Source organism: Paralteromonas sediminis (assembly GCF_003820355.1).
In the GTDB taxonomy this organism is placed as follows: domain Bacteria; phylum Pseudomonadota; class Gammaproteobacteria; order Enterobacterales; family Alteromonadaceae; genus Alteromonas_F; species Alteromonas_F sediminis.
This window is the reverse complement of record NZ_RPOK01000006.1, coordinates 216,927-229,763: the sequence shown is the minus strand read 5'-3', so window position 1 is coordinate 229,763 and position 12,837 is coordinate 216,927. Positions and strand designations below refer to the sequence as shown.

13 protein-coding genes are annotated in these 12,837 nt (G+C 46.6%); 4 read left to right on the top strand and 9 right to left on the bottom strand.

The genetic code is table 11. From position 1 onward, the window contains the following. Positions 1–21 precede the first annotated feature (21 nt). Positions 22–1,236, bottom strand: a complete 1,215-nt coding sequence (gene fabB, locus DRW07_RS17490; protein WP_124029235.1) for a beta-ketoacyl-ACP synthase I — start codon at positions 1,234–1,236, stop codon at positions 22–24. 131 nt (positions 1,237–1,367) lie between these two features. Here fabB and mnmC point away from each other — a divergent pair, with 131 nt between their 5' ends. Beyond that, positions 1,368–3,257: a bifunctional tRNA (5-methylaminomethyl-2-thiouridine)(34)-methyltransferase MnmC2/FAD-dependent 5-carboxymethylaminomethyl-2-thiouridine(34) oxidoreductase MnmC1 gene (mnmC, locus tag DRW07_RS17485; RefSeq protein ID WP_240630715.1), complete on the top strand. Its 1,890-nt coding sequence runs from the start codon at positions 1,368–1,370 to the stop codon at positions 3,255–3,257. Here mnmC and DRW07_RS17480 read toward each other — a convergent pair. From DRW07_RS17480 to DRW07_RS17455, 6 genes are all read right to left on the bottom strand, one after another. Further along, positions 3,254–3,931 carry a FlgO family outer membrane protein gene (locus tag DRW07_RS17480; protein ID WP_124029234.1) on the bottom strand — a complete coding sequence of 226 codons (678 nt, stop codon included), beginning with the start codon at positions 3,929–3,931 and terminating at the stop codon, positions 3,254–3,256. The two genes, mnmC and DRW07_RS17480, sit on opposite strands and share 4 nt — an antisense overlap. A gap of 1 nt (position 3,932) precedes the next feature. After that, positions 3,933–4,679, bottom strand: coding sequence for a FlgO family outer membrane protein (locus DRW07_RS17475; protein ID WP_124029233.1), 747 nt, complete (start codon positions 4,677–4,679; stop codon positions 3,933–3,935). Between the two features lie 18 nt (positions 4,680–4,697). Next, entirely contained in the window at positions 4,698–5,342 is a 645-nt protein-coding gene (locus DRW07_RS17470) for a FlgO family outer membrane protein (protein WP_124029232.1), read from the bottom strand. 121 nt (positions 5,343–5,463) lie between these two features. Beyond that, positions 5,464–5,772, bottom strand: a complete 309-nt coding sequence (locus DRW07_RS17465; RefSeq protein ID WP_240630713.1) for a YfcL family protein — start codon at positions 5,770–5,772, stop codon at positions 5,464–5,466. Positions 5,773–5,781: 9 nt separating this feature from the next. Then, positions 5,782–6,918 (bottom strand): ATP-NAD kinase family protein, encoded by a 1,137-nt coding sequence (locus DRW07_RS17460; RefSeq protein WP_124029231.1) that lies wholly within the window; start codon positions 6,916–6,918, stop codon positions 5,782–5,784. Next, complete coding sequence (locus DRW07_RS17455; RefSeq protein WP_124029230.1) at positions 6,915–7,451, bottom strand: elongation factor P hydroxylase; 537 nt, start codon at positions 7,449–7,451, stop codon at positions 6,915–6,917. The genes DRW07_RS17460 and DRW07_RS17455 overlap by 4 nt, the downstream gene beginning before the upstream one ends. A 114-nt stretch (positions 7,452–7,565) precedes the next feature. Here DRW07_RS17455 and DRW07_RS17450 point away from each other — a divergent pair, with 114 nt between their 5' ends. From DRW07_RS17450 to DRW07_RS17440, 3 genes are read left to right on the top strand one after another with little or no spacing between them, the layout of a single operon-like run. Beyond that, positions 7,566–8,270 carry a DUF8198 family protein gene (locus DRW07_RS17450; RefSeq protein WP_338067775.1) on the top strand — a complete coding sequence of 235 codons (705 nt, stop codon included), beginning with the start codon at positions 7,566–7,568 and terminating at the stop codon, positions 8,268–8,270. Positions 8,271–8,275: 5 nt separating this feature from the next. Beyond that, positions 8,276–8,716 carry an acyl-CoA thioesterase gene (locus DRW07_RS17445; RefSeq protein WP_124029229.1) on the top strand — a complete coding sequence of 147 codons (441 nt, stop codon included), beginning with the start codon at positions 8,276–8,278 and terminating at the stop codon, positions 8,714–8,716. After that, the gene (locus DRW07_RS17440; RefSeq protein ID WP_124029228.1) at positions 8,713–9,795 is read left to right on the top strand and encodes a retropepsin-like aspartic protease; all 1,083 of its coding nucleotides are present in this window, start codon (positions 8,713–8,715) and stop codon (positions 9,793–9,795) included. The genes DRW07_RS17445 and DRW07_RS17440 overlap by 4 nt, the downstream gene beginning before the upstream one ends. 8 nt (positions 9,796–9,803) lie before the next feature. Here DRW07_RS17440 and DRW07_RS17435 read toward each other — a convergent pair whose 3' ends face one another. Both DRW07_RS17435 and DRW07_RS17430 read right to left on the bottom strand, forming a co-directional pair. Continuing rightward, entirely contained in the window at positions 9,804–11,024 is a 1,221-nt protein-coding gene (locus tag DRW07_RS17435; protein ID WP_240630711.1) for a LysM peptidoglycan-binding domain-containing protein, read from the bottom strand. A 120-nt stretch (positions 11,025–11,144) separates the two neighbouring features. After that, positions 11,145–12,758, bottom strand: coding sequence for a GMC family oxidoreductase (locus tag DRW07_RS17430; RefSeq protein WP_124029227.1), 1,614 nt, complete (start codon positions 12,756–12,758; stop codon positions 11,145–11,147). Between the last annotated feature and the right edge of the window lie 79 nt (positions 12,759–12,837).

Here is a 12,837-nt window from a genome sequence, read left to right as displayed (position 1 = left end):
TGTCTTCATAAAGTATTCGCATTAGCCTTTATATTTTTGCATGACCAAGGTTGCGTTGGTTCCACCAAAACCAAAACTATTAGACATTACAGTATTTAACTCTGCATCTCTGGTCTCAGTGACTATATCCAAACCTTCTGCTTTTTCATCCAAGTTTGAAATATTTATTGACGGCGATATAAAGCTATTTTCCAGCATGAGTAAAGAATAAATTGCTTCATTGACACCCGCTGCTCCCAAAGCATGTCCAGTTAGAGACTTAGTGGCGCTTATCGGAACCCGTTTATCACCAAACACAGTTCGGATCGCTTCCAATTCTTTTACATCACCCACTGGTGTGGATGTACCGTGTGTATTTAAATAGTCGATATCCCCTTCAACGTTCTCCAGTGCCATTTGCATACAACGCACAGCACCTTCACCTGAGGGCGCAACCATATCAACACCGTCCGACGTTGCGCCGTACCCCACGACTTCTGCGTATATATGGGCACCGCGGGCCAACGCATGCTCTAGTGACTCGACCACGACCATACCGCCGCCACCACTGCTTACAAAACCATCTCTGTCTGCATCATAGGTTCTCGACGCCGCTGTCGGATCGTCATTGTACTTAGACGACAATGCCCCCATAGCATCAAACTGTGCAGACAGGGTCCAATGAAGCTCTTCACCACCACCAGCAAATACTACATCCTGCTTCCCTAATTGAATCAGCTCCATTGCGTGACCAATACAGTGCGCACTGGTAGCACATGCTGATGCAATCGAATAGTTAACGCCTTTGATTTTGAACGGTGTCGCTAAACAGGCAGAAACCGTTGAAGCCATGCAACGTGTCACCATATAAGGCCCAACGCGTCTCACCCCTTTTTCTCTTAGAATATCTGCAGACGCGACCTGATGCTCAGATGAAGCACCGCCCGACCCTGCCACTATGCCAGTGCGGGGGTTAGAGATTTGTGCTTCCGTTAAACCTGAGTCTTCAACAGCCTGTTTCATTGCAACATATGCGTAAGCCGCGGCGTCACCCATAAAGCGCAGCTGCTTTCTGTCAACATGCTCGGACATATCGATGTCGACATCACCCCATACTTGACTGCGCAAGCCCATTTCAGCAAATGATTCTGAAAAAGTGATCCCCGACTTGCCTGCTTTTAAAGAGGCCAGTACGTCCTGTTTGTTGATGCCAATACTCGACACAATACCCATGCCAGTGATGACTACTCGTTTCATATGTTACCCTTTGCAAATTTGTTGTGAAATCGTAGCATTACGAGGTTTATTCTCATTTCAGCGTACAAGTGTACACTGTGAATCAATGCTCATAATATTGCAACCCAGATTAAAGTAGTCGGTCCTCCTAAATGATGAAAATTCAACCCGCCAAAGTTCGCTTTAACGAAAGCGGTACCCCTGTAGCAGACGCCTTTGATGATGTATATTTCTCAAATGACGATGGACTGGCCGAAACCGAGCATGTTTTCCTAAACGGCAATGCTCTGGTGTCACGCTGGCAAACATGGCAACAACCACACTTCTGTATTGCAGAGACTGGATTTGGCACAGGCCTAAACTGTTTGCTAACGATTGCAACTTTTTTAACGTTCCGTCAGCAGTTTCCCCAAGCTCCGCTGAAAACACTAACTATATTGTCCTGTGAAAAATTTCCTTTAACAGTTACAGACTTATCAGATGCACTGGCTAAGCATCCGTCTCTTGCCATCTACGCAGACATGCTCGTAAACCAGTATCCGATTGACTTAGCTGGTGCTCACAGACTGGTTTTTCCGCAGGTTACCTTAGATTTATGGCTCGGTGACGTCGATGATGTGATGGCGCAATGGGACATAAAGGATGACGGCCTTGTCGACGCTTGGTTTCTGGACGGTTTTGCACCGAGCAAAAACCCGCAGATGTGGCGTCAGAGCTTGTTTGACAATATGGCTCGACTATCCAAAGCTTCAGCCACAGTAGCAACATTCACAGCGGCAGGATTTGTGCGGAGAGGGTTAATTGACGCGGGTTTCACTATGCATAAATCCCCGGGGTTTGGCCGTAAGAGAGAAATGCTGCGAGGCGAATTAAGTACAACAGAGTCTAAAAGTGAACCAAAGATGCGAACCAGCATACCTGAACACATCGCTGTCATAGGCGGAGGACTTGCGGGTGCAAACATGGCCTATGCATTAATCCAAAAAGGGCTTCAGGTTACCTTATTTTGCGACAAACAATTGGCCAGTGGAGCATCAGGCAATGCGCAAGGCGGTTTTTACCCACAGTTACATGCACAAGGCAGTCACGCAGCCAGGATACAGGCACACAGCTTCCTTTTTGCTATTCAACGATACAGGCAGCTACTTGATGCCGGGTTTCATTTTGCGCATGACTGGTGTGGTGTAGTACAGCTTGCTTTCTCAGACCAAACTATAAAGCGCCAGACAAAATTGTTATCAAATAGCGTTTGGCCAGACTCGTTAGTAAGAGGTTTACAGGCTGATCGTACAGCGGAGATAACGGGAATCGATTTACACTATCCAGCCCTATATTTTCCGCATGGCGGTTGGATCTGCCCACCCGAGCTGGTTAACGCACTAGTTCAGGCCTGTGAATCAAGTGGACGTTTCAGGCTGGTAGACAAAACAAGAGTAAACAGTATCACGTCGACTGCCCACGGGGTAATCATCAATACTGACGTTTCAAGCGCCACCTACGATCATTTAGTGCTCTGCACGGGCGCGGAGTCTCATTTAACAGACGCCATTACGTCGTTGCCGTTCAGGCGTACAAGAGGTCAGGTGGAATACCTTCCTACGCAGTCACCACTGAACAAATTGCAAACTGTGGTTTGCCATAAGGGTTATTTAACACCGGTATATCAGCAGCGCCATGCACTGGGGTCAACGTATGTCAGGCAAGATACTGACACCACATACAGAATTGAGGAAGAGCAGATGAACAGGGAGGTTCATCAAAAAGCGTTGTCTGCTTCGCAATGGGCCAGCACACTACAATTTGACCAAACAGGACGCGCATCGGTCCGAATGTCATTGCCGGATCATCAGCCTATAGTAGGTAAACTTGTTGAAAAAGGTATAGACAGTCACGTCAGCATTTTGAGTGGTTTGGGCTCGCGAGGACTGACCACTGCTCCCTTGATGTCAGAAATACTGGCAAGTAAGTTAACGCAGCAACCTGTGCCACTCAGTAAAGTTCTTGTCGAGGCAGTCTCGCCAGAGCGTTATGCGCCTGATTAGCGTCCATGAATGTAAAAATGTTCGTTAGACACAATAAATTGCGGGATGTACAAACTGGCTGCTGCCGCCACTGACTGTGAATCAATAGAAACAATTCTCGCATTAACCGTTACCCCCTCACCGCGCTCTATCAAGGTGCCAGTGAGTATATAATCAACATTAAGTTCTCTTGGTAAATGCTTAACGTTGCGTGACAACGCCAGGTCACCGTAATGGGTAATGGCGTAATCTTTCGTAAGTTTGGTTTCTATAATGGACATGCCATATTGCTGTAACTCTATGCCAAGTGCCTCCGCCAAACGATTGCCAAAGACAGTAGGTTCTCTTAATGAGCGATTAAAGCGGACAAAACTGGCGACTGCTATTTTGTCGCTTTGTTTGAGTAAAAAAGCACGCTCCATCAGTAACATGGCTAATTGGTCAGCATAATCGTCCACATATTTGTGCACGGTTTTTGGTCTGCCAAAAGCAACTACATCAGCGTCAATTGATTCGGAGGTTTCCGGTCGATAATCCAGTCCTTTTTCCGCCGCCAGCTGTTCAGAAATTGCAGCAGTATCATTAACGATATTTGACTCATGAACTGGCTGGTAAACATGAGGCACCAATGTGCTGCATGCACTAAGGGTTGCCCCCACAGCAACAAGTGAAAGAAAACGATAAACGTCAATCATCTTACTCGCCCTGAGACAGCTTAATGCCATCCTGCATGGTGCTCATTGAATCCAGATCACTGGGAATGATGGCATCAACCACATAGAAGGGGATCAGCGTTTGCGCCGACGCCACTACGGCTCTCGACTGCATACCAATCAGTCTGGCATTGATAAAATAGCCACCTTGGTGTTTGGCCATTGTTCCTGTTAGCACATATTGGATCGCTGCCGCATTATCGAGCTCTAAATAATCTCTTGTCAGCACAAAATCGCCCTGATCAGTCACGCGGATATACTCTGTGGTCTTAAAGTCGATAACAGGTATACGAAATTTGTGAAACTCATGCATAAACGACTCAGCCATTTGCCGGCCGAGTAAATTTGTTTGCTGTAAATCACTGTCCAATAAAGCGAAATGCGTAACACCAATCGGCGTTTTCTGAGTAACATAGTCCATATTGGAGACCAAGTCCTGAGTCAGGTTTTGCACATAATCTCCGACGTGCTTGGTTAACGGTCTTCCCTTATAAGCCCCTTGAACACTGGAATAAAGCGGTGGTTGTCCCGGCGCACCGAAGTTATCCTCTTGATCATAATTTGGTTTGCTGTAATGCATACCTCCGTCTGAATCTACCGTTGTAATATCAATAACATTGAGCTGAGGCTTGGCTGATAAGGATTCAGCCTGTTCGCCATCATACGTGGTGCATGCAGCTAAAGTGGCAACACCGGCACATAATAGATACCTGGCAAATTTTTGATTCATGGTCCTACTCAACTCTTTTTACTGTTGGGGATCTGACTTTGCCATTCGGTAAAGCCGCCCTTGTCTGGTGGTAACCTGCTCTTCACGCCAAAAAAGCGTGCCAGGAAAGAAGCGTGTTGCTGCCGCAACAACTTCCTTATTCCTAACATGGACAATCCTGGCATTAACTACTGCGCCTTCCTGCTGATGCAGTATCGTTCCCGTAATGTAATAGTCCACCCGTTGCACATTTGACAATTCGTCAACGCTGCGGGATAGCACGCGGTCATCCACTGCTGTTAACTTTATATCGCTACTTATTAAAAATTCTTGAGCGGTGAATCCGCGTTTTGTCGCTTCTGTTATCATCCCTTCCCTTATTTGATGTCCTAGCAACTGTAGTGGATGATTGTTGTCAGCATCGAATTTATGAGTAGGAATGGGCACAAAGCCGACGACCGCATAACGGGTTTGTCTGGCTGGCTGCACCTGAGAAAAAAGTTCATTGGCCAACTGGAAGGTATGATATTCCACATTGCCAAGAGGTGGAACTGGGTCCCGAGAAGACGTAGCGGCCTGTAGGTTCATGTCTTCCTGGCTCGCACAACCTAACAGGCCCCATACCACGACAAACAAACAAAACCAGCTGACAAACGTTGCCATCGAAGTAAACAGAGGTCGCATAATCGTATTCCGCCAATAATCTATAATAGCGGACTCGCAAAAATCGTGCCTCATTGTTGAAGACGCCAACGGCTCGCTTTAACTTACCTTGCGTGTAGAGAGGCGGCAAAACATTGCCAATTTATTTATTTAACTGGCGTTTACTGAGCAAGCTTTGCCACAAAGCAATCACTTTTTCCTGATCGACTACGTCTAGTTCATTGTTGTCAAATGCCTCCTCAAGACTGCGCATTATTGCCTGATCGAGCTTAATCAGATTAGCATCAGGCTGAACTTCCATGGGCTTGGCTACAACGGCCACATGTCCTTGCAAATAACTGGCAATAAATAAATCATCATCGGTTCCGGTGTCAACTACGCCGTCTAAATCGGCTTCAATGGCCAAAACGTGCGCTTCAAATGCAGCTATATTGGGTGAGTTTTGCAACAACGGTTCTCCTTATGCGATGGGGTAAAGTACTCTGTCTTTGTATCCGGTGATAATCGATAGCGGCCCCTGTAATGCAGCATCGAGATCCTCGTCACCGGTATCTACGCGCAGGGGTCTGCCGTTTAACGTTTCGAGTTTGCTTTTACTGGCTAAAACATAAAAGTTCTGTTTGCCAACGGCACGTATAAAGGCAGGGCTAAGTTGCTGGTTACCCCGCCCAAAAACATGTCCTTGACCGCCTATAAGGGTAATAACACCCTTTATCTTATTCGGGTATTGAGCTACCAAGGCTTCAAGCTGTTCAGCGGTTGCATCAGTTAGCACCCGCTGTCCTTGGAAAACCACATCTACACCGAGTAATGTATTGGGCAATGCCAAAGACGCCATTAGGGCTGCAACTGTTGATCCCGAACCCATAACAAAGTAGTGATCTGGGTACTCTTCCATTTCAGATTCAACCTCAGCAATGATGTCATCAAGCACAAGCTCATCACTTTCTTTACCACCCATTTTAACCGATTGCACATACATGAGCGCATGAGGTACACGCATTTCACCGTAGTACTGTGCACGCACAACGCCATCTCTGAACGCGTGCTCATCAATGTCTTTCACTTCACCCACCACTTCACTGACAATTTCACCGCGCACCATTTTTTGTACCACTTCACCAGCCGCGCCGGGTGTCACTGCATAGACACCAGAATGGATTTTGCATCCGGCAGGCACGCCGATAACAGGTGTAGACAGCCCCACTTCGTCAAAGATATTCCTTGCCGTGCCATCGCCACCTGCAAATAAAAGTAAATCAATCTGCTGTTCCACTAATGCGCGCGCTGCATTAACAGTGTCTTGAGGCTCTGTTTGAGGGTTGGCCTGGTAGTACACACAGTGGGTTTCAAATCCCATACTTTTGGCAATGGTTTCACCCATTTCTGCAGACGCTGTGTAGATGTCAATAGACGCTTTGTCAGCCAATAACTGTTTTAGTGCTCTGCCCGTTTTTTCGTTAGCCAGTTTTTTAGCACCGGCCAACAGCGCTTTCTGTCGAATCTCTTGTCCGTCACTTCCCTTGAGCGCCAATGCACCTCCGATACCGGCATAGGGATTAACAATGAGTCCTAATTTAAACCGTCGGACACTCATGCAGCACACTCCATCAGAGAATGTTCGCCTATTTGTGGTCTGTTAAATTCTGTCTCCAACGCCCGAATAAAGATTGCGGCTCTAGGAGGAAATCCTTCAGCCATATAGGTAAGTAGTTGACTTTTGACATTGCTGGTGAATGTTTCTCTATCGGGCTCTGCACCATCCAGATTATCTGTACTGACCCGAAACGGTTGTCCACTGGCGAGAGAAAACGCCCATTCCAGTGCTTGAGGCTTTATTTCCACTGATTCAAACGCCTTTTGTTGCAAATGGTCCCTACCATCCGGGCAATACCAGTACCCATAGTCTTCCAGCAATCGCCGCGATGCACCCGCAATGCACCAGTGAGCAACCTCATGCAATGCGCTTGCAAAAAAGCCATGGGCGAACTCTATGCGATGATAAGGCACTGTTTCATTGGCAGGTATATAGACGGGTTCACCTTCGCCTTTAATCAGGCGTGTGTTGTAGGCGCTAAAGGTACGATTGAACAGCGCAATCAACCTTTCGACGTTGTTATGTTCGTGCATTGCCGTTTCTATTCACGTTTCAAGCGATGTAATGGTTAATGGCGCGAGAGTGTAGCAAATTAACCCCACTTTCCGCTATGCTATCGGGCATGAGTTGTAACAGGAATGTTTTCATTGTCATCAATCGCCGACATCATTATTGCTGACCTTAGGCGGATACAAGCACAGAGAGAATTGGCCGAAAAAATGGGTACTCTGGAGCCGGTTAAACGCTTACAGGAATGGCAGTGTGCTCGTCTACTTGTCACGCACGACACACTGGCTAAGGAGTCACGGTATCAAGCAGCAATGCAGTTTTTCGTGGACGAACTATACGGCCCTAAAGATTTTAGTCAAAGAGATGCCGACCTCGCCAGAGTAGTTCCAAAACTTGCCGCCGTCTTGCCTGAAAAGGCCATGTTGGCACTGAAAGATGCCGTTGCCGTCAACACCCTGTCTTTTGATCTGGATTTGGACCTGATAAATCACTTGGATGGCCCGTTAAATGCGTTTAACTATGCGACGGCGTACCGCAAAAGTAATAGACTTGACGATCGTAAGCGACAAATTGACATTATCTATCATTTGGGCGAACAACTGGCCGACGTAGTTCATATCAGGGGGGTATCGATGATCATCAAACTGGCCAGAAAGCCGGCTCAACTTGCTGGACTGCTCTCATTACATGAATTTTTAGAGCAGGGTTTTCAGTCCTTCAAGAAAATTGGCGATGTCCACGATTTCATTAATCCCGTTTTGAGTAAAGAACGCGAAATTATGCATGCACTGTTAGATGAGTCAGTCTGTCTCGCAACAAATAATCCCATTCCCGAAGTGTGAGCGGCATGAATTGGTATTTTCCCACTCCACACATCGAGACCTGGATAATAGATAAGTCCCATCTAGACCATTACCAGCATGTCAACAATGTGGCTTACATCGCGCAACAAGAAAAACTTGCTTGGGCACATTCACAAGCGTTGGGATTATCCTTTAACGATTACCAAAAGCTTGACCGCGCCATGGTTGTGCATGAACACAAGGTAAAATATTTGCAGCCTTGCCTTGAAAATGACATTGTGCTGTGTGCAACATGGATAACAGGATGTGATAATAGGCTTACGTTGACGCGCGATTTTCAGTACATTTGTAAGAAAAGACAGTCCACCGTGTATAAAGCGCAAACAACGTTTGTCTGTACCACCTTATCAACGGGTAAACCTGCAAGGATGCCAGAAGTGTTTCGCGATATATATGGTAGTGCATTAATTAGGATAGAGGCATGAATAAACTCACTATTTGGCTGATCGTGATACTGCTAGCATCAGTGGGTTTTAACCTATTCCTCTGGTACGGAAAGAGCAAAACTACCACCCCTTTGGAAATGATAGAAAGTAAACCTGCATCACAACAGGAAGAAGATGAATATCGCCCATTCTCCGAAGTTCGCGCAGAATTGGACATAGAACCACTAAGGCGACTACTCAAGAACGGTGAGTATGTTGAATTAGGTCGTCGACTTAATGATGCGTTACGCGCGCTTCCCAATAACACTGAACTATTGCTTATGGAAGCCGAATATTTTGCAAAGACTAAACCCTTGCCCGATGCAATCTTAAATTACTATACCTTGCTAGATCGTCCCATTGACAGAAGTACCCAAACCCTTATTCAGGGGAGAATAGACAATTTAGTCAAGCATGCCATTACTCCCCTAAAACAGGAACAGCAATGGGACTTGCTTGCTCAGTTTTTAGAGCCTTTATTTCAACGTAAGCCTGGACATAAATTTTATACCTTACAATTAGCGGAAGCTTATGGACGCCAGGAAAATTACACTCTGATGGAAAATACGCTTGCCGAAATAGACGAGAACGATCCCGAAGCAAAGCGCATCAGAGACATTGCCTATAACCAATCCAGCGACAATGGCGTCGCCCACGCCCAGTATAAATACACAGGCACCTCATCGGGAAAATCGAACCAACGGATCCCGCTCATTAGGTCTGGCGACCAGTTTTTAGTTGATCTCGTTGTTGAACAAACTCCGGTGCGTATGCTGGTAGATACTGGAGCCAGTATTTCCGCCCTATCGGCACGTACTTATGAGCGTCTCAGTGAAACATACGACAGTCAGTTTTTAGGTGTTTTTGACGTGAAAACAGCCGCAGGGAATATCCGTGCACCTATGGTTACCTTCAGTAAGGTATCGTTAGGTGACTATGAATTTCGCGACCTGACCATCATTATCATTCCTACCGATCCTTTTGACCAAGCAGAGGGATTATTGGGAATGAACCTGCTTAAAGCGTTTGACTTTAGAATTGACCAGCGCGCTGCCATGCTGGTTGTCCAAGAATTATAAAAGGTGCATCAAGGCGCCAAAAATATTGTGAGCGTATCGCCAATACTCAGATTACTGCGTGATAACCCGTTCCATTGCTTGAGCTTTTGAACACTGACATTAAACGCCCGAGCAATGCGCCAAAGACTATCGCCTGACTTTACCTGATATTCAATTTGTTGTTCAGCTGGAATAGGGAGTATAAGTTTGTCCCCTGCCCTAATTCGCGATGTTTTCAGCTGATTAAACGTTTTAATATCTGTAACAGAGAGTGCAAACCTTTCAGCTATAACACTGAGACTGTCACCATTTCTGATGGTGTAGCTTTGCCACTGTTCGCTGTGTATTTGCGGCATAGAATCCAGATACTGCTGCCATTTTTGCGCATGGTTAAGTCTTAGCAAGACATGTTGTGAACCACTAAGCATAGCAGGAAAACGACGGTAACCAGGGTTTAATTCACCTACTTCGCGCCAAGTTTCCAGGTCATCAATCACAACACCTGCTCTCATGGGTACCAGCTCAATCACCTGCTGATTGGCAATAGTCGGGAAGTCAATTTCGCCTTCATGCAAAAGCGCGGCAGCTGCCAGTAACTTGGGCACAAAATGACGTGTTTCCTTAGGTAACCTCAGGCTGAAGAAATCTGTTGGTTTACCGGCGCGTTGATTACGCCTGATGGCTTGAGCTACTCTTCCTTCGCCGGCATTATAGGCTGCTATAGCGTGAAACCAGTTTCCATCAAATCGGGTGTGCAGATAAGTTAGAAAATCCAGGGCGGCGCGCGTCGATTCAACAATATCAAGCCGCCCGTCGTACCAGTCATTAATTATTACACCATAGTGCTTTGCGATAAGTGGTGTGAGTTGCCACAACCCCGAGGCATGCTTGTTGGAATAGGCACGCGTGTTGAAGTCGCTTTCAAATAGTGGAACTAACGCCAGTTCAAGGGGCAGTCCCCGTTTTTCAACCTCCGTAACAATGTAATACAAAAACGGCTCAGCGCGCTCGCTGATAATCGTCATGTAATGGGGCTGTTGTTTGTACCAACGAATTCTGTCTGATACGCGTTTATGTTCAGACAGAGGAAAGCTTAGCTGCATGCGGATCCGTTGCCACACATCACCAACCTCCCAGGGTTCAAGGCCCTCTCGGGTGTCTTTTGCCTGTTTTTGGGGCGAAGTGACAGTGGGTAGCGATTTAGCAACCTCGTGAGTCTTGGTCGGTTTGGAGACCTGTTGTGATGTCACCGGATCAGTACTAACACAACCTGTTAAAAAAATTGCTAAAACAATGAAAATACTACGCACTACGTACAACCAAAACTACCAACGCATTGAATTGACAGCAGAATATACAGCGCTCTTAGATCATGCAAGGCCTTGTTTAATCCAGTCAGCAACACGCTCGGCTATCATAATCGTGGGCGCATTAGTATTACCACCAACTAATGACGGCATAACAGACGCGTCTACTACACGCAGTCCCTGTGTACCAATAACACGACATTGGGTGTCAACAACGCTCATAGGATCGCCATTTGCACCCATTTTACAGGTGCCTATGGGGTGATAAATCGTCTCTGCATGCTCTTTGATAAAGGCAAGTAAAGCGTCGTCACTTTGCACAGCGTCTCCGGGCATCACTTCGGTTCCACCGTATTGACTGAATGGTTCTGACTTTAGAATCTTTCTGGCCATTTTCAATCCATCGAGCATCACTTCAATATCGTGACCATCTGACAGGTAGTTGGGCTGAATCACTGCATGATCTGCCGGATGACTACTTTGCAGCGCAATATAGCCTCGACTCTTGGGGTAGAGACAACAAACATGTAGGCCAAATCCATATCCGGTCACAAACTCTCTGCCGTGATCTTTAAGACGAGCAGGTAAAAAATGAAACTGTAAATCAGGTATCCCATTAGCGTGCCGCGAACAGGCAAAACCACCAGCTTCTGCTACGTTTGATGAGAATATGTGATCGCGTCGAAACAGGTAGCGGAATGCCGCCTTAACATATTGCGGAACCGCTGACGCCGCAATAGCGTACCCCTCTTTAGCCTTACTTTCATACTGAACAATGGCATCAAGGTGGTCCTGAAGGTTCTGACCGACGCCTTTAAGCTCATGCTGAACATGAACGCCTTTGTCTCTCAGATGTGCAGCCGGACCGATACCTGACAACATCAACAGTTGCGGCGAATTTATAGCCCCACCGCTGAGGATTACCTCTCGACGCGCATTCAGTCGCATCGCCTTGCCCTGTTTTCTGGCTAATACACCGGTTGCCGTTTTTTCTTTTAACAACACTTTTTCAACAAGTGTTCGGGTAAAAACATGTAAATTAATACGATGGCGAACACCGGTTAAATAACCTTTAGCGGACGAGCAACGTTGTCCGTCTCGCTGCGTGACATCATACAGCCCCAACCCCACTCGCTCGCGCCGATTAAAATCGGCTATTTCATCGAGTGATACCTCTTTGGCGGAGTTCACAAAGGCTTTAGAAAGCGGACTTACGTGGCGCAGTTTATTGACGCTCAGAGGGCCTCCAACACCATGGAATTCATCCTCACCACCCCAATAGTCCTCCGCGCGCTTGAAATAAGGTAATACGTCGTCAAATGACCAGCCTTCAGCACCTTGTTTTACCCAATTGTCGTAATCTTCTGCCTGCCCTCTTATGTAGCACATAGCATTAACTGAACTTGAGCCACCCAGGGTTTTGCCTCTTGGCCAGAACATCTCCCTCTCTCCCATATGAGCCTGTGGCTCAGTGTGGTAGCCCCAGCCGATCCCCTCTAAACGGGTCAGTAATGAAAGGCCAAAAGGAATGTGGATTAACGGGTTATTGTCAGGTTTCCCCGCTTCGATTAACGCGACTTCTAATGTGGGATCTTCACTCAATCGTGAGGCAAGCACAGCACCTGCTGAGCCACCGCCTACAATAATGTAGTCAAATTCTTGATCAAACTGCTGCATAATAGGCAAGAATATCCATGTTACTACTACTCTGACGTCAGACCAGTTTACCAAAAAAAGTCGTTTTGACGTTAGTTTT

Coding starts and splice junctions, on each gene's coding strand:
- fabB (WP_124029235.1), bottom strand. CDS start 1,236: ATGAAACGAGTAGTCATCACTGGCATGGGTATTGTGTCGAGTATTGGC.
- mnmC (WP_240630715.1), top strand. CDS start 1,368: ATGATGAAAATTCAACCCGCCAAAGTTCGCTTTAACGAAAGCGGTACC.
- DRW07_RS17480 (WP_124029234.1), bottom strand. CDS start 3,931: ATGATTGACGTTTATCGTTTTCTTTCACTTGTTGCTGTGGGGGCAACC.
- DRW07_RS17475 (WP_124029233.1), bottom strand. CDS start 4,679: ATGAATCAAAAATTTGCCAGGTATCTATTATGTGCCGGTGTTGCCACT.
- DRW07_RS17470 (WP_124029232.1), bottom strand. CDS start 5,342: ATGCGACCTCTGTTTACTTCGATGGCAACGTTTGTCAGCTGGTTTTGT.
- DRW07_RS17460 (WP_124029231.1), bottom strand. CDS start 6,918: ATGAGTGTCCGACGGTTTAAATTAGGACTCATTGTTAATCCCTATGCC.
- DRW07_RS17455 (WP_124029230.1), bottom strand. CDS start 7,451: ATGCACGAACATAACAACGTCGAAAGGTTGATTGCGCTGTTCAATCGT.
- DRW07_RS17445 (WP_124029229.1), top strand. CDS start 8,276: ATGAATTGGTATTTTCCCACTCCACACATCGAGACCTGGATAATAGAT.
- DRW07_RS17440 (WP_124029228.1), top strand. CDS start 8,713: ATGAATAAACTCACTATTTGGCTGATCGTGATACTGCTAGCATCAGTG.
- DRW07_RS17430 (WP_124029227.1), bottom strand. CDS start 12,758: ATGCAGCAGTTTGATCAAGAATTTGACTACATTATTGTAGGCGGTGGC.